Annotated in this window: 24 protein-coding genes and 1 pseudogene; 14 read left to right on the top strand and 11 right to left on the bottom strand. The window is 45.1% G+C overall.

Annotation, left to right across the window (positions count from 1 at the left end; all coding sequences use genetic code 11):
• Window positions 1-116: 116 nt before the first annotated feature.
• The 6 genes from QUB06_RS12215 to QUB06_RS12190 form a co-directional block, all read right to left on the bottom strand.
• Entirely contained in the window at window positions 117-1229 is a 1113-nt protein-coding gene (locus QUB06_RS12215; protein ID WP_333435476.1) for an Mrp/NBP35 family ATP-binding protein, read from the bottom strand.
• Window positions 1222-2196, bottom strand: coding sequence for a HEAT repeat domain-containing protein (locus tag QUB06_RS12210; RefSeq protein WP_333435475.1), 975 nt, complete (start codon window positions 2194-2196; stop codon window positions 1222-1224). The genes QUB06_RS12215 and QUB06_RS12210 overlap by 8 nt, the downstream gene beginning before the upstream one ends.
• Before the next feature lie 32 nt (window positions 2197-2228).
• Complete coding sequence (locus tag QUB06_RS12205) at window positions 2229-2456, bottom strand: 4Fe-4S dicluster domain-containing protein (protein WP_332959817.1); 228 nt, start codon at window positions 2454-2456, stop codon at window positions 2229-2231.
• Window positions 2457-2723: 267 nt separating this feature from the next.
• The gene (locus tag QUB06_RS12200; RefSeq protein WP_333435474.1) at window positions 2724-4427 is read right to left on the bottom strand and encodes a fumarate reductase/succinate dehydrogenase flavoprotein subunit; all 1704 of its coding nucleotides are present in this window, start codon (window positions 4425-4427) and stop codon (window positions 2724-2726) included.
• Window positions 4428-4451: 24 nt separating this feature from the next.
• On the bottom strand, window positions 4452-5516 hold the full coding sequence (locus QUB06_RS12195; RefSeq protein WP_333435473.1) for a sulfonate ABC transporter substrate-binding protein: 1065 nt from the start codon (window positions 5514-5516) through the stop codon (window positions 4452-4454).
• 275 nt (window positions 5517-5791) lie between these two features.
• Window positions 5792-7369 carry an adenylate/guanylate cyclase domain-containing protein gene (locus QUB06_RS12190; RefSeq protein ID WP_333435472.1) on the bottom strand — a complete coding sequence of 526 codons (1578 nt, stop codon included), beginning with the start codon at window positions 7367-7369 and terminating at the stop codon, window positions 5792-5794.
• An 88-nt stretch (window positions 7370-7457) separates the two neighbouring features.
• Here QUB06_RS12190 and QUB06_RS12185 point away from each other — a divergent pair, with 88 nt between their 5' ends.
• The 10 genes from QUB06_RS12185 to QUB06_RS12140 all read left to right on the top strand — a co-directional run bounded on the left by QUB06_RS12185 (window position 7458) and on the right by QUB06_RS12140 (window position 15469).
• The gene (locus QUB06_RS12185) at window positions 7458-7718 is read left to right on the top strand and encodes a hypothetical protein (protein ID WP_333306515.1); all 261 of its coding nucleotides are present in this window, start codon (window positions 7458-7460) and stop codon (window positions 7716-7718) included.
• 277 nt (window positions 7719-7995) lie between these two features.
• Entirely contained in the window at window positions 7996-8826 is an 831-nt protein-coding gene (locus QUB06_RS12180; protein WP_333287155.1) for a prepilin peptidase, read from the top strand.
• Window positions 8827-8887: 61 nt separating this feature from the next.
• On the top strand, window positions 8888-9103 hold the full coding sequence (locus QUB06_RS12175; protein WP_333102041.1) for a hypothetical protein: 216 nt from the start codon (window positions 8888-8890) through the stop codon (window positions 9101-9103).
• A gap of 167 nt (window positions 9104-9270) precedes the next feature.
• Complete coding sequence (gene accD, locus QUB06_RS12170; protein WP_333435471.1) at window positions 9271-10221, top strand: acetyl-CoA carboxylase, carboxyltransferase subunit beta; 951 nt, start codon at window positions 9271-9273, stop codon at window positions 10219-10221.
• A 582-nt stretch (window positions 10222-10803) separates the two neighbouring features.
• The gene (locus QUB06_RS12165; protein WP_006633443.1) at window positions 10804-10995 is read left to right on the top strand and encodes a hypothetical protein; all 192 of its coding nucleotides are present in this window, start codon (window positions 10804-10806) and stop codon (window positions 10993-10995) included.
• Between the two features lie 145 nt (window positions 10996-11140).
• Window positions 11141-11629: a photosystem II cytochrome c-550 gene (psbV, locus tag QUB06_RS12160; protein WP_190663569.1), complete on the top strand. Its 489-nt coding sequence runs from the start codon at window positions 11141-11143 to the stop codon at window positions 11627-11629.
• Between the two features lie 154 nt (window positions 11630-11783).
• Window positions 11784-12284 carry a photosystem II cytochrome PsbV2 gene (psbV2, locus tag QUB06_RS12155; protein ID WP_333287153.1) on the top strand — a complete coding sequence of 167 codons (501 nt, stop codon included), beginning with the start codon at window positions 11784-11786 and terminating at the stop codon, window positions 12282-12284.
• Window positions 12285-12409: 125 nt separating this feature from the next.
• Window positions 12410-12748 (top strand): cytochrome c6 PetJ, encoded by a 339-nt coding sequence (petJ, locus tag QUB06_RS12150; RefSeq protein ID WP_333142200.1) that lies wholly within the window; start codon window positions 12410-12412, stop codon window positions 12746-12748.
• A 394-nt stretch (window positions 12749-13142) separates the two neighbouring features.
• On the top strand, window positions 13143-14156 hold the full coding sequence (locus QUB06_RS12145) for a CHAD domain-containing protein (protein WP_333435470.1): 1014 nt from the start codon (window positions 13143-13145) through the stop codon (window positions 14154-14156).
• A gap of 413 nt (window positions 14157-14569) precedes the next feature.
• Window positions 14570-15469: a hypothetical protein gene (locus tag QUB06_RS12140; protein ID WP_333435469.1), complete on the top strand. Its 900-nt coding sequence runs from the start codon at window positions 14570-14572 to the stop codon at window positions 15467-15469.
• Between the two features lie 189 nt (window positions 15470-15658).
• On the opposite strand, the gene QUB06_RS12135 is transcribed toward QUB06_RS12140, so the two are convergent.
• The 3 genes from QUB06_RS12135 to QUB06_RS12125 form a co-directional block, all read right to left on the bottom strand.
• On the bottom strand, window positions 15659-16156 hold the full coding sequence (locus tag QUB06_RS12135; protein ID WP_333287149.1) for a 2TM domain-containing protein: 498 nt from the start codon (window positions 16154-16156) through the stop codon (window positions 15659-15661).
• Between the two features lie 165 nt (window positions 16157-16321).
• Window positions 16322-17158, bottom strand: a complete 837-nt coding sequence (crtA, locus tag QUB06_RS12130; RefSeq protein ID WP_333287148.1) for a cyanoexosortase A — start codon at window positions 17156-17158, stop codon at window positions 16322-16324.
• A 1022-nt stretch (window positions 17159-18180) separates the two neighbouring features.
• On the bottom strand, window positions 18181-18849 hold the full coding sequence (locus QUB06_RS12125) for a PEP-CTERM sorting domain-containing protein (RefSeq protein ID WP_333435468.1): 669 nt from the start codon (window positions 18847-18849) through the stop codon (window positions 18181-18183).
• Between the two features lie 1174 nt (window positions 18850-20023).
• On the opposite strand from QUB06_RS12125, the gene QUB06_RS12120 reads away from it, so the two are divergent.
• From QUB06_RS12120 to QUB06_RS12110, 3 genes and pseudogenes are all read left to right on the top strand, one after another.
• On the top strand, window positions 20024-20260 hold the full coding sequence (locus QUB06_RS12120) for a hypothetical protein (RefSeq protein WP_333435467.1): 237 nt from the start codon (window positions 20024-20026) through the stop codon (window positions 20258-20260).
• A gap of 173 nt (window positions 20261-20433) precedes the next feature.
• A pseudogene (locus QUB06_RS34685) lies at window positions 20434-20608 on the top strand (DUF255 domain-containing protein); the annotation flags it as partial.
• Between the two features lie 316 nt (window positions 20609-20924).
• A complete protein-coding gene (locus QUB06_RS12110) occupies window positions 20925-21158 on the top strand; it encodes a hypothetical protein (RefSeq protein WP_333287141.1) in 234 nt (77 codons plus the stop codon).
• On the opposite strand, the gene QUB06_RS12105 is transcribed toward QUB06_RS12110, so the two are convergent.
• Entirely contained in the window at window positions 21159-22733 is a 1575-nt protein-coding gene (locus QUB06_RS12105; protein WP_333287139.1) for an outer membrane protein assembly factor BamB family protein, read from the bottom strand.
• Between the two features lie 284 nt (window positions 22734-23017).
• Here QUB06_RS12105 and QUB06_RS12100 point away from each other — a divergent pair, with 284 nt between their 5' ends.
• A complete protein-coding gene (locus QUB06_RS12100) occupies window positions 23018-25105 on the top strand; it encodes a thioredoxin domain-containing protein (protein ID WP_333435466.1) in 2088 nt (695 codons plus the stop codon).
• A 165-nt stretch (window positions 25106-25270) separates the two neighbouring features.
• On the opposite strand, the gene QUB06_RS12095 is transcribed toward QUB06_RS12100, so the two are convergent.
• Window positions 25271-26359 carry an ABC transporter ATP-binding protein gene (locus QUB06_RS12095; RefSeq protein WP_333435465.1) on the bottom strand — a complete coding sequence of 363 codons (1089 nt, stop codon included), beginning with the start codon at window positions 26357-26359 and terminating at the stop codon, window positions 25271-25273.
• Window positions 26360-26487: the final 128 nt, after the last annotated feature.

The raw sequence follows: 26487 nt of genomic DNA, 5'->3' as shown, positions 1-26487 counted from the left end.
GCATACTCCGAAAAGTCGAGCGATATACCGTAGATAACTCTGACAAGCTCCTATTATTCCACAGATGGCTTCAAAAATGCAAGCACATTCTGTAGATTTTTGTTTGTATTACTTCTCTAGTTACTTACATGATTAATATTCGCGGGCAATATATCAGTTGCACTCGCCGGAGAAAAAGTAGCATTTAGCACTGCTGCTATCTGCATAAAAATCTGAGATACCGCCGAGTTCGGATCTGCAATTGTTAGGGGTTTTCCTGTATCACCTCCCGCACAGATGCGCGGATCTAGAGGAATCTGGGCAAGGAGGGGCGCTTGGAGTTCTTCTGCTAGTTGTTTACCGCCACCACTACCAAAAATTTGCAGGGGCTTTTCATCCCGATCGCAGATTAAATAACTCATATTTTCAATAATCCCAAGCACTGGAACCCCTACTTGGCGAAACATATAAATATTGCGACGGACATCGGAAATAGATATTTGTTGCGGCGTAGTAACGAGAATCACTCCACAAATAGGACTTTCTTGCACAATGGTAATTTGAGCATCTCCGGTACCGGGGGGTAAATCAATGAGTAAATAATCTAATTCGCCCCATTCTACATCTTGAATAAACTGCGTAATAATTTTGTGGAGAACTGGGCCTCGCCATGCTAAAGGACGTTCTGGCTCGGCTAATAAACCCACTGACATCACTTTAATTCCCTGTGCTTCCAGGGGTAAAAATTTCTCACCTTTAGCAGTATTAATTGTCTCTACATCGGCTTGTCCTAAGCCTAACATTTGAGGAATATTGGGGCCGTAAACATCAGCATCTAGCAAGCCTACCTTGGCTCCCTGTAATTTTAACGCTGTTGCTAAATTCACAGCCGTTGTAGATTTTCCAACCCCACCTTTGCCGCTAGAAATAGCTAAGGTAGTTCGCACGTTGGCTATCGTGCAAGTTTGAATATAAGTTTTTTTGCACCAGCTTACAGGCGATAAAACAGATTCAATTATTTTTGGCAAGTCTTGCTGATGCGATCCAATATAAAGGCGCAAATAAATGTAATTTTCAACTATTCGCAAATTTCGCACCATTCCCAAACTGATGATATCATTTTTGAGTGTGGGTTCGATGACTTGTTTGAGATAGTTGACAACTTCTTGCTGTCGTAATTTTTCCACAGAATTGGGATTGTCCGAGGGTAGATGTAAGTGGGTTTTTGGTAAAGAGGAAGAATCAACCATTTTGGGAATTTTGCAGTAATGTTTGAATTTTTTGAATCGCTTTTTGAGAGAAAATAGTAACCTCTTTATCGGGATCATCCAGAGATTGTTGCAGCGCAGGCATCGCGGCAGGATTGCTGAGATTACCGAGGGCGATCGCAGCTTCTTTCCGCACATCTGAATATTCATCAGCTAAGGCTCTAATCAAAGCAGGCATGACTCGTTCATCGGGAATTTTTTGCAACGCTTGTAGCGCGAATTTGCGAACTTGCCAGTGTTCGTCGCTTACCGCTGTTTCCAGTGCCAAAATTGCCGCACAATCGGCATGAATTGCCAAAGATTTAGCTGAATTTCGTCGCACTTGCCAGTCAGTATCGCTTTTGAGTGCTTGACACAAAATTGAGATGACTTCTGGATCTTTTAAATGTCCTAAACTTAAAGCCGTAGCACGGCGAACATTTAAATCTGTATCAGATATTAAAGCCAAAGCTTGGGGGCATTTTTCCACCTGATTGAGATAGCTGAGAGTGGTTACTGCTGTTGCTCTCAATTCAGGAACATCGGATGCAAAAAATGGTAAAATATCGGGTAAAGACTGAGCATCGTGAATCTTCCGCAACAAGGTTAAGATATTGAGTTGGATATTAACATTGTCGCGGTGGAGTGCATCTAGTAGTTGCCGTAAGTCAGTTGGTGAAACTAATTCATTTAATGCAGATAATGCTTCTTGGCGAATATCGGCATCGGCGGAACCTAGACAGTCAATAAAAGCAGGAATAGCTACAGGATTGCCAATTTCCCAAAGGGCAGATATGGCAATTTTTTGAACGGCCGTACTGTCATCTGACAGGGCGAGAAGTAGGGCATTTGTAGCTTCTTCCTCACCCAAATATTGTAAATTTTTAACAGCCACAAGGCGATCGCTTAGTTCTGGCGATCGCAGCATTTCTAGCCATTGATTTAATTCACTATCATTCTCAGTAATCATGAATTTTTACACTTTATAGAAACTAGAAAAACTTAGCGCAACAAGAAGGGAATTTTAACCGTTATGGCGTTCGTTGGACATTCTTTTTCACAAGGCAAACAAAACCAACATTCATCGTATTTCATGTAAGCTTTCCCTGTTTCGGGATTTTTTGCCAGTACATCCAAAGGACAAACATCAATGCAGACCTGGCACTTTTCCAAACACTTAGACTCATCTACGGTGACTGGAACATCAACTCGTTGTGTAATTAAAGCCATAGTTAGGTGCGATGGTTAATGGTGAATAGAGTTATCCGATTGTCAAGTGGGATAGAGTGGGTTTATGGAACTGATTATAGGGGTCGGGTGCGTTAGATCCAAAGTTTTGGATAACTCACAAATTATTTAGAACTGACGCACGCTACAATATCTTCTCGCTCTACAAATCAATCAACTAGACAATATCTCACATCCCACTTGAATGTATAGTAACCTTAGTGTTATTTGTCCCAATGACGGGGACAAATAACCTAATATTACTATAAGTCAACGCGCTACAACATTATAATCCTCTTTATGTAAATCAACCTCCACAATATAAGGTTCAACGGGACGCTTAAACAAGCTCATTTCTCCAGATTCCTCTTTTTTCAAATTAACATGGCAAAACCACTCTTCATTATTTTTATCAGGGTAATCTAGCCGATAATGATAAAGCCCCCAACGAGTCTCACAGCGATACAAAGAAGCCCTGGCCGCCATCTCCGCACAGTCTCGAATAAAGTGAACCTCCATGCAGCGCATTAACTCATGAGGATCGCGAGCGCCCATTTCCTGTAGAGTTTCTTGATAACGGACAAAATTTTTCAGCCCAATCTCCATTTTGTTTCCTACTTTGGGTGGTTGTAAATAATCATTCACTAAGCGCCGTAACTTATATTCTACTTGCGTGTGAGGGATTCCATTGGGCAGGTTTAAAGGTGCATAAACCCGCGCTTTTTCTGCTTCCAGAAAATCAGCGTCAGGCTCGACATAATCTAAACTTTGGATGTAGTCAATGGCATTAGTTCCTGCTATTCTACCGAACACAAAAGCCCCGATCATATAATTATGAGGAACGCTTGCCATATCTCCCGCTGCGTAGAGTCCGGGCACAGTTGTTTCTGCCTTTTCATTCACCCAAACACCAGAGGCGCTGTGGCCGCTGCATAGCCCAATTTCAGAAATGTGCATTTCAACGCCGTGCTCGCGATAATTTTCCCCTCTACCCTCGTGAAATCGACCTCGACTCGGCCGCTCATTTGACCAAAGAATTGACTCTATTTCAGCGATAGTATCTTCATCGAGATGAGTCATTTTTAATTGAATTGGGCCTTTACCAGAGTGTAATTCATTCCAGATTTCCAGCATCATTTGACCGCTCCAATAATCGCAACTAATGAAGCGATGACCTTCGGCATTAGCAGTATGAGCGCCGAAGGGTCCGGCGACATAAGCGCAAGCAGGGCCGTTATAATCTTTAATTAGCGGGTTGACTTGAAAACACTCAATGTTAGTGAGTTCTGCTCCAGCGTGGTAAGCCATTGAGTAGCCATCTCCGGCATTAGTCGGATTTTCATAGGTGCCATAAAGATAGCCGGAATCGGGTAGTCCTAAACGACCACAAGCACCTGTAGAAAGAATGACAGCTTTTGCTTGAATTACTACAAAATCCCCATTTCGCACGTCAAAGCCAAGGGCTCCTGTAGCGCGTCCTGCTTGAACTAAAACGCGGGTTGCCATCACTCGATTGGTAACTTTAACTTTGTGGCGTTTTACCTGTCTGGTTAAAATTTGTTTGAGGTCTTTGCCTTCGGGCATTGGCAAAACATATTTGCCGACCCGATGAACTTGTTTTAAGTCGTAGTTACCTTGGGCATCTTTCTGAAATTTTACTCCCCAACTTTCTAACTCTTGGATGACTTCATAGCCTAATTTTCCAGTTTGATAAACGGCTTTTTGGTTGAGGATGCCGTCATTAGCAAGGGTAATTTCGCGAACGTACTGTTCTGGTGTAGAATGGCCGGGAATGACGGCAGTGTTTACACCGTCCATTCCCATTGCGATCGCACCACTTCTGCGAATATTTGCCTTTTCTAAAATTAGCACTTCGCTGTCAGGATTTGCCTGTTTAGCTTTGATACCAGCCATCGTGCCAGCCGTACCGCCACCAATTACAAGCACATCAGTTTTTATCCATTGAGTATTCACGTTAATTTCTCCTGGCTAATGACCCTACTTACCATCTTTCAAGACGATTTCTTTAATTTGGACGGGCTTAGGAATAAGTTGCAGTTTTTGGAAGGTATCAGCAATTTGTTGCTGTCCAGCAATCTCTTCATCGCTGAGGGGAAAAACGCCATATTTGCGTCGCTTTTCAGACACTTCTAACACGGAGGCTTCTATCCCTAATTGCGTCTCCAGAAATTTAGCCACTTCTACTGGATTGTCTGCAGCCCATCGATCTACCTTTTTGACTTCATCTAAAATGAGTTTCAAAATCTCAGGATGTTCGTCCACAAAACTCTTGCGGGCAAGATAGTAACCTCGATTGGCAGCGATTCCTGTTGCATCTGTTATAAGTCTCGCGCCTGCGGATTTTTCTGCTGCGGCTAAGTACGGGTCCCAAATTGCCCAAGCATCGACATTTCCCCCTTCAAAAGCGGCGCGGGCTTCTGCTGGTTTGAGGAAAGCTGGGTTGATGTCGCTATATTGAAGTCCAGCCGCTTCTAAGGCTTTAACTAGGAGGTAGTGTGTGTTAGAACCTTTGGCAAAAGCTACTTTTTTGCCTTTAAGATCGGCAACAGTTTTTATAGGTGAATCCTTGGGAACTAGGATACCTTCCGACTTAGGATTTGAAGTTTCGTAAGCAACATAAACTAATGGGGTTCCAGCAGCTTGAGCAAAAACTGGCGGTGCTTCTCCTGTGTAGCCAAAGTCAATACTACCTGCGTTCATTCCTTCTAATAGAGGAGGCCCAGCAGGAAATTCTACAAATTTTACAGAAGATTTGGAGGCTGCTAAAGCTTTTTCTAAGTCGCCTTTGGTTTTGAGAGCGTTGAGAACGGTAGCTGATTTTTGATAGCCGATGCTAACTGTAACGCTTTTTGGAGGTGCGTAAGTGTTCGCAGTGGCTGTGTCCTGCGTGGTAGCGGTAGGAGAACAAGCTGCCACTACCAAACTCAAGCCGAGTCCGGTTGCAAAGAGCAGGGAAAGACTGCGAACTCTCCGAGAAAGGAAAATTTGGCGGCAGTAGCTCAAAATACCTAAGAGGTGGGTTTCTGCGAGCTTAATCAACATAAATGCCAACAAGAAAGGGATTGAGAGTAACTTTACTGGCAGTATACCACTGTATATCGATAAATTTACCGGAGTTAATAGTTAAGCAGATGGCGGGTAATTTTATTTTTACAGATTTATTAAAACTTGTCGGTATTACAGGGAATATACGCTAATTTTATCGATTTATCGTATTTTAGGATTTTGGGGTACGATCGCGCATAATAATGATGCGGTAATGGTTGGTCATGCTCTCAATTGACCAGTAGTATGCGATTATTGCCCAGCAAAGTTATTTAAACGCCCCCTTTTCCCTTCTCCCCTTTTGCACCTTGCAAAGCAAAAATCGGAGTTTGAGCAGATTTCCCCTTCAGAGAAACAGCTCCCAAAGCCTCGCAAATGAAGTTTAGCCCGATCGACTCACACACCCTTTCACCAATCAAAATTTGGTTTTCCCCCGCCTTGCTCATCAACCGAGCAGCCGTATTCACCGTATCGCCGAGGATATTAAACTCCCTGCGCCCTCGCGGTTCCCCAACCTCAGCAGCAAACACCGGCCCCAGGGATAGCCCAATTTGACAGCTTACTTTTACTTCTTCAGCCCCGATAATTACCAGAGGCAAACCTGCAATAATATCTCGGATGGCAATCGCCGCACTAGCCGCGCGGCTGGCGTCATCCGTGTGAGCGTCGGGCACGCCAAAATAAATCAGCATATCCGAACCATCTAAGTGCGCCGTTACTTTTTGCAACACGCCCCCTTTAGCTGAGACTACAGCATCGATCGACGCAAACACCCGAGAAAAACTCACTACCAGATTGACTTCTTCCTGGGGCGAAGCTTTCTCCACAGACTCCGGTAAACCTATCAAGTTGACAAACATCACCGTCGGTTCAGGAAAATCCGGCGGAATTTTCCGCCTGTCTGCATTTTCCACCAGCAGTCTCAGGATAGTTTTGGGAATATAACTAGCAAGGGGTTCAAGCCGATTCACAGCTTGCCCGATTTCGCTTACCAAACCCGCAACGCTGCGATCGAGCAATACCGAACTCGGCATCCGCCGCCGAGTCAAAGTGATATCATACTCTCCGAGTCGATCGTCCGTGAAATCGTCCGCCACCAAAAAATAACCCGGTTTGCCCGGTTCAAAACGAAATTGCTCTCCCACAGACTCTCTAGCAGTTTCAGTCACACACACCCGCCCCACAGTCCCACAACCCTCAGCTTGCTTGGCTTGCTGAACTGAATGCCCCAGCAGTACGTGAGCCATCCGTAGCGGCGTACCGATGTCAGCACTAATATAGCGGCCGCAGTGGATGCCCACCCGCATCCTCAAAGACAAAACACCCCGCGCCGTTTCAATATTGGCAAATTCAGCCATCGCCCGCTGCATCCGCAAACCAGCCCGCACCGCCCTCGCTGTATCCTCTTGGTAAACCCCTGACGGAAACTGCACCAGCATCGCATCTCCGGTAAACTCCAGCAAATCCCCGCCCGATTTGCTGACAATTTCAATCATCGAGGCAAAATAGTCGTTAATCACGCCCAGCAGGCTTTCCGCTCCTTTGCGCCCCTGGGTCGCATTCGCTTCCAACAGCGACGTAAACCCTGCCAAATCGGTGAACAGCAAGGTGCCTGTTTGCCACTGGTAGCGCACCTCGCCGGGGTTGGGCGGAGATTCGGACACGGGCCGGGGCACGTAGTCGTGGAGGATGTAGCGCAGAGTTCGCAGGTGATCGAAAACCCCCATTAGCGTGGCGGGGGACGGATCTACCCACGCAGCAGCGTACAGTTGAGCCGAAAGGAGCGATCGCAGCCGCAGTTCGATCGCAGCCAAGGGAGGATTGTAGGTTAATCTATTAATAATTTCCACCTAAGTTTATTCTTAAAAAATAGGGTAAGTTCGATCAATCTAGAGGCCACACCAATAACTCGGCCTATACCATTATGATAAGTTTCCAGTGACTCCATACCAGCCAAACCCAGAACCCACTATAGAAACTTCCGAAAGTCACAGCTTGCTAGCTCCCGATTTGATCCGAGCTGCTCGATCAGCCTATGGTATGTATCTGAAAGTGCATTCCGAGCAGATGCAGCGTCCGGCGGGTGTAGTTGTCAGTCAAGGAAGCGATCGAGGTCAGTTAATTTTTGCTTCGCAGCCGATTTTATTGCCTGGTGAACGTTTTGTTACTTTTGACGAAATTGAATCTCAAATGTATTAATTAGTAATTGGTCATTGGGCATGGGGCATGGGGCATGGGGCATGGGGCATGGGGCATGGGGCATTGACAACTAATATTTATGTTGGCTCGAACGAGTGTCAAAAAATAGGTTTGTAGTGAGAACTTTAGTCCTCATAATTTTACTTTTGACTAAAGTCCCTACTACAAACCTTATTGGTAATTGACCGGACACAATCTAACAATTAATAAATAACCACAGACAACAGTCAACAGTGAACAGTGAACAGTCAACAGTGAACAGTCAACAGACAACTTAATGGAACTTATCTTTAATTCCCTTGTCACGGCGATCGTCTTTATTTTCGGAGCGGCTATTGGCAGCTTTCTAAATGTGGTAGTCTATCGGTTGCCTGCCGGTTTGTCGGTGATCCACCCTCCTTCTCGCTGTCCCAAATGTTTAAATCAACTCAGAAATTACGAAAATATACCCGTTTTCGGTTGGCTGTGGCTGCGGGGACGCTGCAATCACTGCCACAGTCGGATTTCTGCCCGCTATCCGCTGGTGGAAGCAGCTACGGGTTTGCTGTTTTTGCTCATCTTCTGGCGGTTTGGCGTAACAGTGCAAACTCTTGGTTTTTGGGCTTTGTTTAGCTGGCTGTTGGCTTTGTCTTTGATTGATTGCGATACAATGACTTTGCCTAATTCTTTAACTCGATCGGGTTTGGTGCTCGGATTGGTTTTCCAAATGGCGAAAGGTTGGTGGCCGACATTTAGTTTGATCGACTCGGTAAACTATCTGGTACTCGACGGGATCGCGGGAGCAGTTGTCGGGTTGTGGCTGTTTGACGCGATCGGACTCGCCGGGACAATCGGTCTGGGGCAGAATGCTATGGGCGCCGGAGATACCAAATTAGCCGCCTTGATGGGAGCTTGGCTGGGCTGGAAATACTTGCTGCTAGCGGGATTTATTGCCTGTGTCGCCGGAGCTTTTGTTGGTGGTGGGGCGATCGCTATCGGGTTACTCGATCGGCGTCAACCCATGCCTTTCGGCCCCTTTCTGGCTCTCGGTACAGCAATTACTGCTCTGTGGGGCGAAGCGATCTTATCTAGTTACTGGCAGTTGTTTTTCCCGAATTTTAGTTTCTGATGTGCCCGTAGTCAGGCGCGATCGAACATTATATTGTCTCAAAAATTGGTAAAATTGTTCCGTGTCTTGGATTACACTTACAACTACTAGCTTTCGTTGGGAAGCGGAATTAATGCAGCAGCTCCTAGCTGCTCATGAAATCCCGGCCCGGATTGTAGACTTGGGCATAGCATCTTATTTCGGGGCTGGAAGTGCTACAGCCCTGCAAGTTCTTCCACAACACCAGCGAACAGCATGGCTCCTCATCAGTCCAGTTGAAGAGGACAATAGTCAGTAGTCAAGTCTGTTGTTTATTGTCTGTTGTTATGGATTATTGGTTATTAGTTATTAGTTATTAGTTATTGGTAGCAGCTAACAACTCACAAATAACAACAGCCAACAGCCAACAGTCAACAGTCAACAGTCAACAGTCAACAGTCAACAGTTAACAAATACCAAGTTTTAATGTCTCTATTTGATTGGTTTGCAAATCGACGAAAATCAGTACCGAACTCCCAAGAACGGCCGGAACGAGAAATTGCGGACGGACTTTGGAATAAATGCGAAGCTTGCGATGCCCTGAGTTATACCAAAGACCTGCGAGCAAATCAAATGGTTTGCTTGGAATGCGGGCATCATATCAGAGTTTACAGTGACGATCGCATCGAGCAGTTGATCGATCCCAATACGTGGGTACCCATTAACGAAGGACTGCACGCCACCGATCCCCTGAAATTTCGCGATCGAAAAAAATATAGCGATCGACTCCGAGAATTTCAAGAAAAAACAGGCCACCTAGACGCCGTAGAAACAGGCATCGGCAAACTCGAAAATTTGCCAGTCGCCCTCGGAGTCATGGAATTTCAGTTCATCGGCGGCAGCATGGGCTCAGTAGTCGGAGAAAAGCTAACTCGCCTCATCGAACACGCCACGCGGGAACGCTTGTCCGTGATCATTGTCTGCGCTTCCGGTGGTGCGAGAATGCAAGAAGGAATGCTCAGCTTGATGCAAATGGCTAAAATTTCCGGGGCTCTGGAACGTCACCGGGAAGCGAGACTGCTTTACATCCCGATTTTGACCCACCCGACCACCGGTGGCGTCACCGCCAGTTTTGCCATGCTGGGAGACATTATAATTGCAGAGCCAAAAGCTACTGTGGCCTTTACTGGCGGCCGGGTAATCGAACAAACTCTGCGGGAAAAGCTGCCGGAAAATTATCAAACTTCCGAATACTCCTTCGCCCACGGTTTTGTAGACTTGATCGTACCCCGGACTCAATTAAAGAAAACTCTCGGTCAGCTCATCAGCCTCCACCAGCCACAGCCTTTCTTGGCCGACTCAGAATTGCCCGCCCTCGAAGCCAGTGACAGTCACGCTTTGCCCCCGCAGACTCACGCTTTCAAACTTTCTCCCTAAGCTGCTGCGCCGGAGGATTGTCTGTTGGTGAGTGCGGGGGAGAGACGAAAAATTTCTGATACCAATTTTTTAGGAGGCCCCGTAGAATCCGATCCCCCCTAGCCCCCCTTAATAAGGGGGGGACAAGATTCCGATCTTTCGTCCCCCTTCTTAAGGGGGATTTACGGGGATCGAGATATGTGCAACTTCTCAAAGTCCCCCTTCTTAAGGGGGATTTAGGGGGATCGAGATATGTGCAACTTCACATTAAATTGGTATGAGGAATGGCTCAAAACCCGGTTTCGAGGAAAAATATTGAGTTTGGTAGCCAGACATTGACCCAGACACCGGGTTTTGAGCCCAGAGCGCGCAAGTCCTATTGGTAATAACGACCCAGCAGTGGGATGATATTGATCGGAAGTTGATTGGCCCTGAAGTTAGGCTGGGCAAAAATGCCTAGTCGCAGTTAGCGGTTAGTTAGCTTGCGATCGAACAAAATCTCAGAACAAACTAACAGAACAAGCTAACAGCGCTTTCTAAAATTGTCCGGCTTTCAGTTAATAGCCGTCAACTCAATTTTGACCTGTCAGCGACCTAAAAATTATGGGTTTTGCAGACCTGTCCATCGCAGAAATAGCAGAGGACTTCAACGTCCCTGTGGAAGACGTGATCCGCTTGTGCGATGAGTTGGAAATTGCCTACAAGCACCCTCAAACCCGTTTGGCTTTGGAGGATGTTAAGGCAATTATGTCCACTCTCGAAAAAAGGCGCGACTCAAAACTTCTTGCAGATTAGATCGCAAAATTCCTCTACCTTTAAAGGTATGGCTGCACAAACTTTCGCCAGTTGTTGCAGACTCAGGGAATTTTGAACACAAATCTGTTTGCCAGGTATGATCTCTTAGCGTTCAATAATTTGCCGGATTTTTTTAAGGAGAACCATGCTTAAAAGATATTTCATTGCTCTGACCGCTGTATTCTTGACATTTCAGTTATTTGTCAGCAGTGCGATGGCTATCGAACTGAGTCCTGAACTTCGCACTCTGCCTTTGAATGACAAGGGTACTCCAGTGGTGCTGAGCCTCAAACAAGTTGAGCAAGGCAAACGCCTGTTCAATTCGGCTTGCGCTCAATGTCACGCTGCGGGCATGACCAAAACTGACCCGAACGTGAATTTGAGCCCGGAAACTCTGGCTTTGGCCAACCCGCCCCGGAATAATATTGAGTCGCTGGTGGACTTTATGAAAAATCCCACCACTTATGACGGGTTTGAGGAAATTTCGGAACTGCATCCGAGCATGAAGAGTGCGGATATTTTCGCTGAGATGAGAAATCTCTCGGATGACGATTTGTACGCGATTGCCGGTCACATTCTGTTGCAGCCGAAAATTGTCTCCAAGCAGTGGGCTGGTGGCAAAGGCGCTCGCTAATCGATTTTAGATTTTAGATTTTAGATTTTGGATTTTGGATTGGGAGAGGGCTGAAGTTCGGCAATAATTGCTGGGTGGTCGTTTTTCGCTCTAAAATCTGAAATCTAAAATTTACCTCCGGCTCATTGATTCTCGCAAAAGGTTGTAGTCCCTCATGCTGCGTCGTGGTGCTTTTGTCTGCTTTCTGTTGGGGATGTTAATTATTTTGCCGATCGTGCTGTTGGCTCCTCAACCTGTTTTGGCTGCTGCCGATTCTTACGTGAATAGGTATTTACAAGCCAGCGAACCTGTGGCTTTGGAGTTGGACTCTGAGGGACATACTCGCTTGTTTTCGGCTCAGGATTTGTCTGCGGGCAAGGTGTTGTTCGAGCAAAGTTGCCTGAATTGTCACGTCGGAGGAGCTAATTTGCCTGATCCGACGATATCTCTGTCTTTGGCTGACCTCAAGGGGGCAACCCCTCCCCGCAACAATATCAATAGTCTGGTGGCGTATCTGAGAGAACCCATGACTTATGACGGTACAGAGGAGACTTTTTGGTGCCGCCAAGTGCCGGAAAGCTGGATGCCACAGGCTGAGATTGAAAATTTAGCGGCTTTTGTGATCCGGGCTGCTCAGAAAGCTCCGGGCTGGGGCGTGGAGAATTTTGAGAGTTGAACTGCTACTGCCAAAAAGTGGTAAATTACTCGGAAGAAGGCGATACGACTGCGCGATCGCGCCTGTTTTAACAGGTAAAATATCTAAAGAATCACCCTTTGCGTGTCCATTAGAGGAGAACTGCGTTGAAAAGACTCTTATCGATCGCCCTATTAGCGTTCGCAATTTTTACCGTCGGCTTTGGTCGCCCTGCTTTGGCAGGTGATGCGGTTAAAGGAGCTAAAATCTTTAGCTCGAACTGTGCTGCTTGTCACATCGGTGGCGGCAACGTGGTTATGGCCATGAAAACCTTGAAAAAGACTGCTCTTGAGAAGTACGGTATGAATTCTCTCGAAGCTATTACCACTCAGGTAACTAAGGGCAAAAATGCTATGCCTGCTTTCGCCGGCCGCTTGAAGCCCGAACAAATCGAGGATGTAGCAACCTACGTGCTCGAGCAATCTGAGAAAGACTGGAAAGGCTAAACTGCCTCTTTGAAGTCGGGCAGCCTGGGCGGGTTTGATTTAATTTAAAACTTGTCCTCCCGATCGCACCCTCTCTCACCCTTTGGCGAATAAACATCGGTTTGCAGCGATCTTAACCTATTTGGGAAAGCGCGCCAGAAATCCGATTTTTATTAGCTCAAGGGCGAGGGAGGGTAATTCTATTTTAGATTTTAGATTTTAGATTTTAGATTGGAGATTGAAGATTTTAGATTGCTCACTGCTGATTTTGGAGAAATTGTCAAGCACTTTATATTAAGATTTATTGTGGCTGCGCTGCCTAAATTAAAAGTGTGTGCTAGGATGTAAACCCTTTACTACCAAAGCCTTGAAATCCAAATTAAAGTTGATCGGGGATCTGGAATCTACACCTGCCATGAACGTAAAAACATCAGCAAAAGTTAAAACTCCAGTTAAAACTCTCGGAGACGCTGCATCTGGGGCGATTGAGAAATATTTCCGCAAAAGTGTAGCGCACGAGGCTGAAGTTCTCAAAGACAAAGACGCGGAAGAACTTCATCAAATGCGCGTGGGATTGAGACGTTTGCGATCGGCTGTGGCGGGTTTTGCTCCGGTTTTAGATTTGCCAAAAGAGGCTTCTGAAGGCAAAATTGGTAAGGTGGGGCGGATTCTGGGAACGCTCAGGGATTTGGATGTGATGCTCGAAAGTCTCCAAAACCGCTATTACCCGAATTTGCCGACTGAGGAACAGGAAGTTTTGGATAAGGCTTTGTCGAATTTGCTCAAACAGCGCCAGCGGGCTTTGAAAGGGGTGAGGGCAATTTTAGAGCACAAAAGCTACGAATCGCTGAAGCAGTCGATCGAGGATTGGCTGGAAAAACCGAAGTTTCAGGCGATCGAACATTTGCCAATTGCTGAGGTTTTGCCAGATTTACTGTTACCTCAAGTCAGCGAGTTTTTCCTACATCCGGCTTGGCTGTTGGGTACGGAATATGAGGATGGCCAACTTAAAGTTGCTGATGATTTGAATGCTGAGGCTGTGGAAGAGAAGTTAGCAGCCGAGGGAACTATTCTGCACGATTTGCGGAAGCAAGCTAAGCGGGTTCGCTATTTGATGAATCTGTTTGGGAATTTTTACAGCGAGACTTACGAAGTTTATGTCGAAGATGTGAAAGCTATTCAGGAATGTTTGGGCGATATTCAAGACAGTGAAGTTTTAGGCGAGTTTTTGACAGATTTTGTCGATCGCGATCTGAAAAAAGAGTTGCCGAAATTGGCTGGTTTGTTGGCAGAAAATCGCTATGCAGCTTGGCAAAAATGGCAGGTTTTGCAGCGCAGGTATTTGAGTTCGGAAATGCGGCAAGGTTTCCGATCTGCTTTAATTCATCCTGTGGTTGAAGATGCTGCGAGGGAAAATTCGTCGCAGTAATTAATTTTAGTGGGTTTGCAGTTAAACTTGGGCTGGCTTTGGGCGCAACTGCAAGCAACAGAGAAGTAGTTGGTTCTCATTAAACGTAAGACGCTCTAAATTAGCGTATCGCTACCCCCTGCTGTTAAAATTTTGATAGCCTATGTTAAAATTATTTGCAGCAGGGAGAGTCCCCCGCCTGTCAAAATTTTGGTTGAAAGTAAACAAAAAATTTATTCAGTAAAAATAAAATGAGTAGCCAACTTAACAAACCTCTGGAAATATGGATCAATGAAGATTTACTATTTCCTGATATACGCCCAGCCCCACTGCTAATGCACCTCAGCCCGCCGGACACTCGTCCAGAGTTACTGTTTTGGAATTTGCTCAGGGATAAATTGCCGGATCTAGTCAAGATTCACCGATTTACAAACTTGGCAGATGCAGGAAAGATTGTGGTAACTCCCCATGTTATTTCAAGTTATTATGGTCTTAAGAAGGAACGTGAATTTTATAAATTCAAACGCCAAGTATTACGCTCGCAACGGACTCTCGTCACCTTTTCAAACTGTTTGGAGTTTCAGCCTTCTCAAGGAGAAATATTATTTGCAGCGCCCACATACAATGATAAAAAAGAAAAAGCAATACCCACGCCCCAATGGAGTTACGACCTGGGAGAGAAGGTACATATCTCAAAGCCATCAATTCCTACTGTCGGTTTTGTGGGAAATATTGAATATCCATCCCAACTAAATTCGCTGATACTACGTTATATTAAATTTTCTGATTCTATGGTTAACTGGATGGCAGGCAGCCTTTTTGTTAATCGTAATTTGGATTTGGGAAGGCGAAGGTTGATTGCACGATTAGTCAGAAAAAAAATAATTAATGAAGTGCGAAAAGCGAAAAATCTACAAACATCTTTGATTGAAAGAAAGGGAGATTTTTTTTGTCTTCCGGTGGAAGAAAGAAACCGCCAAAGAGCCGAGTTTATCGAAAATATCGAGAATAATGCTTATACCTTGGCGATGAGGGGAGACGATAATAGCTGTTACAACCTCTTTGAGGTGATGTCAGCAGGGAGAATTCCGGTTTTTATTGATACCAATAGATCGTTACCGGAGTTGAGAGGGATGAAATGGGAAGATTTTTGCGTTATCGTTCCTTTTTCGGAAGTGCATCGGATTGGAGATTATATCCAAGCTTTTCACGATAAACTTTCGGATGATGATTTTGCTGAGGCCTGCCGGAAATCTCGCGCTGCTTTTGATCAGCTACTGCCTCACAATTTTGTTCTCAGGATTTTGGAAATAATTGCCAAAAGTACCAACTAATGATGTAGAAAAATTCCGAGATAATGGTGGCTAAGAATATAGGAGTTAATTTAAATATCGGAGAAAAATACAGGAGTTATTAATCATTTGTCCGATTTCTCTCCGGCATAAGTGTTAGAGTTGGCTAGTTATTTGTATTAGCGGTAGTTGATTAGAAGAAAAAGCGCTCGCTTTTTTCTTAATAGAAAATCACGACTGCAACCACTTCATAAACTTATTCGTCGCAGTACCAATAGACTCTCCGACTTGTTTCTTCAACCGCCACCGCTGAAACGCTTTTTCGTAATCTTCCCCTTCAGTTTGATAAACATTCCAAGCATTTAGCGACAATCCCAATCCCCACGTTAGTAAAATGAACAGTGACCAAGAAAGCTCGTGCGAACCTGCTAGATTAAACAAAACTAAAAAAGTATTGATAATGCCGTACTTGGTCACATTTTTCTGCAATTTGCGACGACGGTAAGTGTTAAAAACCAGCTTTTCTTGAACTTCTCCTCTAGTTGCTAACCATTGCTGTTCCGCCGCTACAATATCCTGTTCGGAAATGCCCAATTCCGCTGCAATCTCGAAAAGCTGCACTCTGGATAATTCCCCTTCATCCTGTCGGCGTGCGATCGCAAGCTGTAAAATACCCTGAGCATCCTCTGAACCGTAAATTTGATTTATTTGAGTTTCATTTGTCGCCATAAGAGGTTTCCTATAATTCCTGACATCCTTTCTATGATAGATAGAGACGCAGTTAAAGGACAGGTAGTGACATTGGCGGATTTCAACACCCGGACATTTGAGTGAGACTTCTGACTATGGGAGGGGAAATCGAAGAACCGATATATTTCCCCAAGTTGCAACTAATTAATTTCCCGAACTTTGACTAAGTTGGCTATCTCGTTTCAACATAAATTGATAAAATATCCCAAACAAAATCACCGCAATCATCCCCACCACTAAAGAACCTTCACCCTCATGCCAATATTTAAACAAATCTAGGCGCTTAGATGCCACTAACAATGCCATTCCCGCCACTCGAAAAACATTAATAATAAAACCAAAAAGGACAGCGACACCTATTACCAAAGCCTTATTTTGTTTAGTAGGAAACATCACCAAACAAACTACAGCTAAACCTAATAAGTAATTCATTGCCTCTATACCCGAACAACCCCCATTTACCAACACCCTTCCTGTCGGTAAAGCAACATAATTACCGTCACGTGTTACATTAAAACCGACATACCACAAAGAATAATAAGCAGTCTTAGCAGTAAGCGAGGTAACAAAATCCACTAAAGGTAACGTAATGACACTGGGGGTGCCATGAAAAAATAGTATTACCAATTCACGCCAATATAGTTTTAAGTTCTGATAACCTACTGCAAGCAGGCTCAAACCTAAACCCGACAAAAAAGGTGCCAGTCTTAAAAAAGGATCGGATTTACTGGAAACCCCAGCACTTTGAAATAAAATAAAAGCTATTAATAGCGTCCCAGCGACTATCGATAATAGGTCACTTTTTATATCACTCTGTTTGAGAATATCCTGGTTGTCCCAAAGCAGGGAACCCACAGCACACCAAAAAACTATACTCATCCAAAAATGAGCAACATCGTCGAATTTCCACAGGAGTGTCATATTCAGGGTTACTAAAGCTGTGGCGATAATGATGAGCCAAAAAAGTTTTCTCTTGAACATTTTAGATATTAGTTATTAGTTGATTGATGAGAGCCATACTGCGGACAGTTTTTGATAGTCAACCGTAGAATAAGGGTTGCAAGGCGATTCGGCAATCAAAGTACCCACGGAAAATCGAGGGTTTCAGACTACGAACTAAAAACAGTCCAGACTATTCTTAGATCATATCATAAAAATAGTAGGGGAGGTGGACAACTCAGTAGCTTGAACCCCTCCTACGGAAAGGACTCGGAGGATTTTAAGGGCTGTAAATCTTTGAGATGAGGTTAGTAGACACTCTGGAATTTGATGGATGGTGAGACTCAGAGGCAACGCATAGCTCAGCATTAGGACACATACTGAAAAGACTGCTACTCGAAATGATTGGTTGGGTGCCGAGCACTTGCTTACTTGGCCCCTGTAAGCAAAGACTAAAAAGCGAGTGAATCAACAAAAATTAAAAATAAGTAGCCTCAAGGAGGCTTGGATTTCTTGAGACTAGACGCAATTGGCACCGCGCATGGTGTGACACTGAGGTTCGAGTAAATACGGCTGAGCGAGTTAGAGTTGGAGCCATTCTCAATGGTGATTATCTGCTTTTCAAGAATCGAGCGTGTCTTTATAGCAATCCTAAATCATTTGTGAATTTCTTCCTCAGAGCGGCTTCGGGGAGGGTTGGGGTGCGGTAAAAAATTTACAATTCCTGCAAGGATTGCTATAGAGCGGAAATTCTTCAGAAACAGCCTTACGGTAGTTCTTAAATGCGCTGTCTAGGGGGGATTTGACGGCAGCATCTCAATGAAAGCAGCCCTCCGCTAGAAATTGGAACCCGGAGCCAGGAGCCAGGAGGAAGGAGCCAGAAGAAGTGTTTTTACAAATATGAGATGCTCGCTTGAGATAGGCTTCCAAGTCCGCGATTTTCACTGTGGCGCGCTATCAAATACTAAAAAACCTGGTTTCTTGGTGAAACCAGGTTTTTAGCTCGAACATAAAATAATCAGTGTGGCATCAAGCCAGAATCGAAAACCAGTTCAAACGATCGCCTATTCAGCTTTTTGAGCTTGAGCGCGTTGCTTTTTGAACTTAGCACCAAACCCAACAGCGGCTGCAGCAGCAAGCATTGTTAAAGGTTCAGGAGTAGCTTCAGTGTTGCTAGTGCTCATGTAAGCATCGCTATAGTCCTGACGACCAATACCCTGGACGTGCAACCCTAATCTTAAACTACCTGCATTCAAAGCGGAAACTACGCTAGCATAATTTCCAGTAAACTTCACTCCGAACATTTCGCTACCTTGGACAGCCAATCTATTACCACGACCCTCATCCCTTGTGAAGGCATAGTCTGTGGTGAAGCCAGTACCACCTTGAGGCAATTGATCGTTACTAAGACCACCCGTAAAGGATACCTGACCAATGTTACCCTGGTTAGCCACGGCATTAGACAGATAGCCATTATCATCAAAGAGAACTTTACCGATAAACATATCAGGGACTGCCGCATTTCCCGAGTTGAAGATGTTAAAAAGAACTGATGTACCACCATCGTCAATTACGTTAAATGAGAAGCTGTTTTGATAGGCATCTCCATACGTATCGCCACCAGTGATATTACCAAAGCTGAAGGCGGAGGCAGGTGCTGCGGATACTGCACTAACAGCGGCGATACCGGCAACAGCTAAAATAGATTTGACTAAGTTTAATGGGGATTTCATGGTTGACACCTTTATTTTTATGTTGACTGGAAGCAGGTTTTTTTCCTTCACATATTCAATCTAAAGCAAAGCCCAAGTTAATGCAAGTAGTTTTGATAAAGATTCGATGAAGATTGGGAATAAGCTGATGGGATTTAGGCAAAATGCCTAAATTGATGAGTTCTAGCTAGCTATTTCCTATCGCGTGCATCAAATAATAGGGGTGCTCCCACCCGGATTTTATTCCTGAGTTTTCTCTCTTTTAAAAAGCTATAACTCAGCTCCCTAAACAGGGGTGTCACACAGCATAATTACTGATAAAACTCTTTTAAAGCTGTAAATTATGCCCTTAAAAAGTTTTTGATCCGTGAATGTACGGTATAAAAGTTTAAGTGAGAGGTTGATGGGTGGGTAAAAATAGGTAAAAACCGATAGTGACAGTGGAAGCTGCGGACTGTGGGCTATAACTCAGGACAAAATCTTGGATCATATTCGGTGCGTCGATTCTCGCTTTCGGATTCAGCAACAAGCGCTATTTAGACTTATATGTTGCACCATTACCAAGAACGCACTCTCGGGCCCGTTCCACAAAGAATGAGTTTTCTTGTGGGGAGTAGGGGGTGGGCAGGAGAGGCCGCCCAAAACAGGCTTATCGATCATGGTGCAACATCTCAATTTAGAGACCAATGGTTTCGGTGCTCGTTATTATCTGTGACGCTGGAACTTTGACCGAGTAAAAGGACGACTCGACTTTCTGCGACATAGTTTGCGGAACGCCTCTACCGTCAGGGCTGTTTCATTCGCAGGAAAACCAGCCTTTTGACTCTTGTCGTGCCAAGAATGCCGACCCATACAGGATTTGTTAGGCCTTTGGTGGGATTGGGGCAACCACGGGAGGCTGCCCCGACAAGAGAATGAAACTGCCCTGCGTCTACCGTGGAAGGCGCGGTGGTCGTTATCTACAAATGTTGGGACTAATAATTCTATTTCTGGGTCTGCTTTCGCTAAAAATGGGTTAATATTATTTTCCCCAAAAAGCTTGATGCCCAGATGTAACGGGTGATAAGCAAGTAGAAATACTTGACGCTGTAAGGGTTTGAGTAGCTTGTCATCAAAACAATGTGTGCGTGCGATCGCTACTGTTTAGACTTTCTACAAGGTCTAATCACGATCGTTCGCGTTCGCTACCATCAAAATGGTCAATAAACTTGTGATAATTACTACTCTCTTGAGGGAGGTTCAACAGCCTAAACCCTCTAAATATCAAGGTTTCAGCGGATTTCTCACTCCGTCAATTCCCAGATTCAGTTTGGCGCTGTTTGAGGACAGCAGGAGGAACCGTCGCAGTCAGCAAAAATTGTCCCAGCCGTTGATTGAAGCTTCTCCGAGACGATCGACTCATTTGACATCTAAATTATCAGCGATCGCCTGATTGATATGGCGATCGACCGTCCTCACTCTTTTAAGATACAAGGGGCGGGTTTTTGAGATTGTCAATTATGGGCAGGTATTGTTGGTGAACCCGCCCCTACCGTATTAGGGGTAATCGACCGGACATAATATGACAAGCTTAGCCAGCAAAACCGAAAACACGCCGAAAATCCGATCGACTGGTGGGCCTGGTGCGATCGCTGCCTCAGAAAGGGCCCGGAGGGAGAATAAACCGATTTTTCTGTCAATTCGCTACTCTAGCTGCCACTGGTGTAGGGTGATGGAAGGGGAAGCATTTTGCGATCGGGCGATCGTCCAATACATGAATTCGCACCTTATACCGATAAAAAGCGCTTTTCACTCTCCCACCTGTTTCTTCAACCGCCACCGCCCAAACGCTTTTTCGTACTCTTCCCCTTCAGTTCGATCGACATTCCCAGCCCGACCTTCGTAAAATCAACAGCGACCAATCAAGCCCGTGTACTGCTGCTAGATTAATCCTAAATAAGTCGTAAATTTTTTACCCCACCCCAACCCTCCCCGAACTCGCGGGGAGGGAGTAAGAAATTCACAAATGATGCGAGGATTTCTATAACAGGTTTCCTATAATTCCTGACATCCTTTATATGAGAGATATAAGCGCAGTTAAACGGCAGGTAGTGGCCTTGGCTGATTTCAACACTCTTTTAAGAACAGGCAAGATGCCTGTTCCACAACAGAGTCTACTTATTGTGGAACAGGCCGGAAAGCCTGTTCCCGCAGTTAAACGGCAGGTAGTGGCCTTGGCGGATTTCAACACCCTTTTAAGAACAGGCAAGATGCCTGTTCCACAACAGAGTCTACTTATTGTGGAACAGGCCGGAAAGCCTGTTCCCGATAGAAGTACAAAATACCAATAACTAACCCAAAGTATACATCCAGCCATCCCTGGCGCAAATCCTCACAATTCCGTCCCAAACTACAGGCGTCGCCTCAAATGACATACCCGGCTTAAATCTCCCCGATTCTATTACTTTCAAACGGTAAAACTCCCCTTTAGCATTTCTCAAAGCATTCTGATCCCCCGACTTCGCTCGTTCCCAATTCAAATTGAACAAATAAACACCGTTGTATCCCGCACTGATCAGTTTATTGCCATCGGTAAAAATCGGAGTCGAAATTGAAGAACCAATCGCTTTTTTAAATACTATTACCGGAGTATCGTAAGACTGGTTTCGCCAAGGCACAAAATTTTTTTTACCTGTAATCATATCTTGGGAACCGATGTACAAATTGCCGTCGAGTGCATTTGTGGCAAACAGCGCCGGAAACTCCCCTGAATTGTACTCGTCATTCAACGCCACAGAGCCAATTATCCCGCCTTCCCAGCTAGAAAGTCGGCGGTTTCCGGTAGGCAAAAACCATTCGACGCTGGCATTCGGTTCCTTGTTGGGATTCAGCTTCAGCACTCCGCCGTTGCCCTGAATGTATTGTTTTTCAATGGCACAAAACAGTTTTCCTGATTTAGAAATTACAGCACTTCCATCCAAATCTGAACCAGTATAAAAATCCCAAACAATCTTTTTAGTTGCAATGCTAATACCGTAAATATGACCGGAACCAGCCGCTATAAATATTCTATCTTTGAGCCTTGATGGGGATGATTCAGCTACCAAGTTGCCGCGGTGCTTGCTGATATCTGCTGCTGCATAAAGCTGTACTTCCGACAAGATATTTGGCTGCTTGATGCCTTGTTTGATTTTTGCATTGCTTGTGGAACTATCGAGAAAATAGCCGATCGCATTTTCCCCCGCATTGAACAAAACGCCACCGCCGATGTCCAAAGCGCTGCTGTCATTATCGCGGCTGTAGCTGGGCGTTCTCCTGATGTCCAATTTCCAAAGTTCCTTGCCAGTTCTAAAAGATATTGCCCTAAAACTCGGCACGACACTTTTGCCACCACCGCCACTGCGGCTGCCTTGCAAAATTACAATTTTGTTTTCCGCGCTAGCTTTTTCATCGATATAAATCGTTGAGGAGCCTTTGATTATATCATCAAACTTATAGCGCCAAACTTCTTTATTGGTAGCAATATCTATTTTTCGCAAATTGTGGTCATAAGCACCTATAATTAAATAAGTTTTTCCCCCGTCTCTGGTAATTGTCGGCTGTCCTGTCCAACCGGCACCGCTCCAAACTACAGACCGCCTTCCCAGAAAAGTCCTGCCGCTGCCGAGTTGAAATTTGTCGATTAACTTCAAGCTTTTCGGAACACCTCTGCCGTAGAACCGACGCTTGTCGTTACCTAAAAAGGTCGGGACTAATAATTCTATTTCTGGGTCTGCTTTAGCCAGGAAATTGTTAAGATTAGTTTCTAATAAAGCTGGCTCCGAGGATGCAGTTTGGCTCAGTTTGAGAACAGCAGGAGGAACAGCAGCACTCAGCAAAAATTGTCCTAGCTGTTGATTGAAGGTTCTCCGAGATGATAAGCTCATATTAGATCGAGATAATCAGCATTATACCAAATTTTTATGAGGCCCCGTAGAATCTGATCCCCCCTAACCCCCCTTAATAAGGGGAGTAGGGGGTGGGACAAGATTCTTCTCAAAGTCCCCATTCTTAAGGGGGATGCGAGGGGGATCGAGATATGTGCAACTTCACATTTAATTGGTATTAATATTAAAACATAATTATCAGCCACAACTCAACTAAAACATCTCGCGCTAAACTGCTATAGAACTGACAAGCTTACTCAGCACGAGTTAAAGTGGATTTGATTATGGTCAACCGTCTTGCTCAATCCCAAAGCCTTTACCTGCGGAAACACGCCGAAAATCCGATCGACTGGTGGCCTTGGTGCGACGAAGCCCTAGAAGCGGCCCGAAGCGAAAACAAACCGATTTTCCTGTCAATTGGCTACTCTAGCTGCCACTGGTGTACGGTGATGGAAGGGGAAGCATTTTCCGATCGCGCGATCGCCCAATACATGAATTCGCATTTTATACCGATAAAAGTCGATCGCGAAGAACGCCCGGATATCGACAGCATTTATATGCAAACCTTGCAAATGATGACCGGTCAAGGCGGTTGGCCGCTCAACGTTTTTCTCACTCCCGACGAGCGAGTTCCCTTCTACGGAGGCACTTATTTCCCCGTAGAACCGCGCTACGGACGGCCGGGATTTTTAGAAGTTTTGCAAGCAATTCGCCGCTTTTACGATACAGAAAAAGGCAAAGTAGAAGCCTTCAAAGCAGAGATTTTAGGCAACCTCCAACAGTCGGCAGCGCTGTCAGGAGTAACCGCCGAATTAAATCGCGAACTCTTCCAAAAAGGCTTAGAACTAAACACCGGAATTATTGCGGGCAGCAACCCCGGCCCCAGTTTTCCGATGATACCTTATGCTGAGCTAGCACTGCGGGGAACGCGATTTAATTTTGAGTCAAAATACGACAGCAAACAAGTCTGCACTCAGCGCGGATTAGACTTAGCATTGGGCGGCATTTACGACCACGTAGGAGGCGGATTTCACCGCTATACGGTTGATGCGACTTGGACTGTGCCACACTTTGAAAAAATGCTCTACGACAACGGTCAAATTGTTGAGTATTTAGCAAATTTGTGGAGCGCGGGAATACAAGAACCCGCTTTTGAAACTGCGATCGCGGGGACAGTAGAATGGTTGAAGCGAGAAATGATTGCGCCGACAGGTTATTTTTATGCTGCACAGGATGCTGACAGCTTTAACACTTCGGAAGAAGTTGAACCGGAAGAAGGAGCATTTTATGTCTGGACTTATGCCGAACTGGAACAACTATTAACTGCTGAGGAATTGGCGGAAATTAAAGCACAGTTTACTGTTAGTCGTAGCGGCAATTTTGAAGGCAAGAATGTCTTGCAGCGCCGCCATCCGGGAAAACTGAGCAAGACGGTAGAAACGGCTTTGGCTAAACTCTTTCAAGTTCGCTACGGTGGCAATCCCGATACTGTAAAAACCTTTCCGCCAGCCCGCAACAATCAAGAAGCTAAAAACGACAGTTGGCCGGGTAGAATTCCCGCAGTTACTGACACGAAAATGATTGCGGCTTGGAATAGCTTAATGATTTCGGGATTGGCCCGCGCTGCGGCTGTTTTTGGAAATTTGGAATATCTGGAATTAGCTGTGAAAGCGGCTAATTTTATTTTAGACAATCAGTGGACGGATGGGCGGTTTCAGCGGTTGAATTATGACGGACAATCTGCTGTTACCGCGCAGTCGGAAGATTATGCTTTGTTTGTGAAAGCTTTGTTGGATTTGCATCAAGCGAGTTTGACTTTAAGCAACGGGGAAGAGGCAAAACAGTTGCCGAATTCTCAGTTTTGGTTGGAGAAAGCTGGGCAGGTGCAAGAAGAGTTTGATGAGTTTTTGTGGAGCGTGGAATTGGGAGGATATTACAATACTGCTAAGGATGCTAGCGGAGATTTGTTGGTGCGGGAACGCAGCTATATAGACAATGCAACTCCGGCGGCGAATGGAATTGCGATCGCATCTTTGGTTCGCCTCGCGCTGTTGGGCCCGAATTTGGAATATCTCGATCGCGCGGAGCAAGGTTTGCAAGCTTTCAGCAGTATTGTACAAGATGCTCCGCAAGCTTGTCCGAGTCTACTTTCGGCGCTCGACTGGTATCAGCATTCTACCCTGATTCGCACGACTCCCGATCGAATTGCTGGGTTGATTTCGCAGTATTATCCGACTGCTGTCTGTCAGATTGAGGCTGATTTGCCTGAAGGTGTTATCGGGTTAGTTTGCGAGTGTTTAACTTGCAAGGAACCTGCGAAAAGTCAAGAGCGACTGTTGGAGGAAATTTTGCAAAGTCAAACGCGAGTTTAGCACCAATACTGTCTATATTATTGAACCGCGAAGACACCAAGGACGCGAAGGAAGAAGGAGGAAGCAGAAGGAAGAAGTAGATTATCTTCTACCGGGAAGGAATCGCATCTTCAGTCTGCCCCTCAATCTTCCAAAGAATCTCAGTGGCTTCAGCCCGCTTGAGTCTCAACAAATGCAAATACTTTCCGGCGGCACGGCAACTCGAACGCTGTCGCCGACTTGGTGTCGCTGCAAGTCATCTCTGTGCAAGTTTTGTCGGCGAAGGGCGATCGAACTTTTATCAGTCAACCGCACCGTATAGCGCGTATCAGTGCCAATATAAATAGCCTCTTCTACTATTCCCGGCCAACTATTTTCAACATCATAATTAGCCGGATAAATAGCAGCTTTTTCTGGCCGCAACACCAGGGTAACAACTTTCCCAGGGGGGATATCTTCGGCTGTTGCAACTAACACCGCTAACTGCTGGTCAACCAACACGATTATTTTACCGTTTTGCTTTTCTACTACTCGACCACTTAAAAAATTGCTGTCGCCAATAAAATCAGCAACAAACCGCGTTTTAGGATATTCATAAATATCAACAGGCGTCCCGACTTGTTGCAGTTTTCCTCCATCCATCACTGCAATTCTGTCCGACATCGTTAGTGCTTCTTCCTGATCGTGAGTTACATAAATAAACGTAATTCCCAGTTTTCGCTGCATTTTTTTTAATTCTAATTGCATCTCTTTACGCAATTTTAAATCCAGCGCTCCTAAAGGTTCATCCAACAGCAAAACAGACGGCTGTTTGACTAATGCTCTTGCTAGTGCTACTCGCTGCTGCTGTCCTCCTGACAGTTGGCGGGGATAGCGTTTTCCTACCTCGGTTAACTGTACTAATGCTAAGGCTTCCGCAACGCGATCGCGAATTGTTTTTTGAGGCAAATTCTCCATTTCTAACCCAAAAGCGGCATTTTGTGCTACTGTCATGTGCGGAAATAAAGCATAGTTTTGAAATACCGTATTTACTGGGCGGTGAAAGGGTGGGCGATTTTGCATCGGTTGGCCGTGAATGTAAATTTCGCCTGCTGTGGGAATTTCAAAACCAGCGATCATTCGCAAAGTTGTAGTTTTGCCGCAGCCGGAAGGGCCGAGTAAAGAAAAGAATTCTCGATCGTAAATTTGCAGGTTGATGTTGTCTACAGCTAAGAAATCTTGACTGCGGACACTTTTAAATACTTTGGAAACTTCTAAAACTTCGACAGCGTGCATTCTGTTAGTATGTGTGAGTAATAAAAATCTGAGTTCGAGTCCTGATATCTTGCACCATTCTCAATTAATTGTTTAGGAACGGGCAAGATGCCCGTTCCACAAAACTTAATTTTCTTGTGGAACGGGCA

Origin of the sequence: Microcoleus sp. D2_18a_D3 (assembly GCF_036702455.1) — a bacterium.
Classification (GTDB): domain Bacteria; phylum Cyanobacteriota; class Cyanobacteriia; order Cyanobacteriales; family Microcoleaceae; genus Microcoleus.
The sequence above is the reverse complement of the archived record's forward strand: the minus strand, read 5'-3'. Positions and strand labels throughout refer to the sequence as shown.

What these genes read in the sequence shown, in the direction of transcription:
- QUB06_RS12215 (WP_333435476.1), bottom strand. Translation starts at nt 1,229, where the DNA reads ATGGTTGATTCTTCCTCTTTACCAAAAACCCACTTACATCTACCCTCG.
- QUB06_RS12210 (WP_333435475.1), bottom strand. Translation starts at nt 2,196, where the DNA reads ATGATTACTGAGAATGATAGTGAATTAAATCAATGGCTAGAAATGCTG.
- QUB06_RS12205 (WP_332959817.1), bottom strand. Translation starts at nt 2,456, where the DNA reads ATGGCTTTAATTACACAACGAGTTGATGTTCCAGTCACCGTAGATGAG.
- QUB06_RS12195 (WP_333435473.1), bottom strand. Translation starts at nt 5,516, where the DNA reads ATGTTGATTAAGCTCGCAGAAACCCACCTCTTAGGTATTTTGAGCTAC.
- QUB06_RS12180 (WP_333287155.1), top strand. Translation starts at nt 7,996, where the DNA reads ATGGAACTTATCTTTAATTCCCTTGTCACGGCGATCGTCTTTATTTTC.
- accD (WP_333435471.1), top strand. Translation starts at nt 9,271, where the DNA reads ATGTCTCTATTTGATTGGTTTGCAAATCGACGAAAATCAGTACCGAAC.
- QUB06_RS12165 (WP_006633443.1), top strand. Translation starts at nt 10,804, where the DNA reads ATGGGTTTTGCAGACCTGTCCATCGCAGAAATAGCAGAGGACTTCAAC.
- psbV (WP_190663569.1), top strand. Translation starts at nt 11,141, where the DNA reads ATGCTTAAAAGATATTTCATTGCTCTGACCGCTGTATTCTTGACATTT.
- psbV2 (WP_333287153.1), top strand. Translation starts at nt 11,784, where the DNA reads ATGCTGCGTCGTGGTGCTTTTGTCTGCTTTCTGTTGGGGATGTTAATT.
- QUB06_RS12145 (WP_333435470.1), top strand. Translation starts at nt 13,143, where the DNA reads ATGAACGTAAAAACATCAGCAAAAGTTAAAACTCCAGTTAAAACTCTC.
- QUB06_RS12135 (WP_333287149.1), bottom strand. Translation starts at nt 16,156, where the DNA reads ATGGCGACAAATGAAACTCAAATAAATCAAATTTACGGTTCAGAGGAT.
- crtA (WP_333287148.1), bottom strand. Translation starts at nt 17,158, where the DNA reads ATGTTCAAGAGAAAACTTTTTTGGCTCATCATTATCGCCACAGCTTTA.
- QUB06_RS12125 (WP_333435468.1), bottom strand. Translation starts at nt 18,849, where the DNA reads ATGAAATCCCCATTAAACTTAGTCAAATCTATTTTAGCTGTTGCCGGT.
- QUB06_RS12120 (WP_333435467.1), top strand. Translation starts at nt 20,024, where the DNA reads ATGGTCAATAAACTTGTGATAATTACTACTCTCTTGAGGGAGGTTCAA.
- QUB06_RS12105 (WP_333287139.1), bottom strand. Translation starts at nt 22,733, where the DNA reads ATGAGCTTATCATCTCGGAGAACCTTCAATCAACAGCTAGGACAATTT.
- QUB06_RS12100 (WP_333435466.1), top strand. Translation starts at nt 23,018, where the DNA reads ATGGTCAACCGTCTTGCTCAATCCCAAAGCCTTTACCTGCGGAAACAC.
- QUB06_RS12095 (WP_333435465.1), bottom strand. Translation starts at nt 26,359, where the DNA reads ATGCACGCTGTCGAAGTTTTAGAAGTTTCCAAAGTATTTAAAAGTGTC.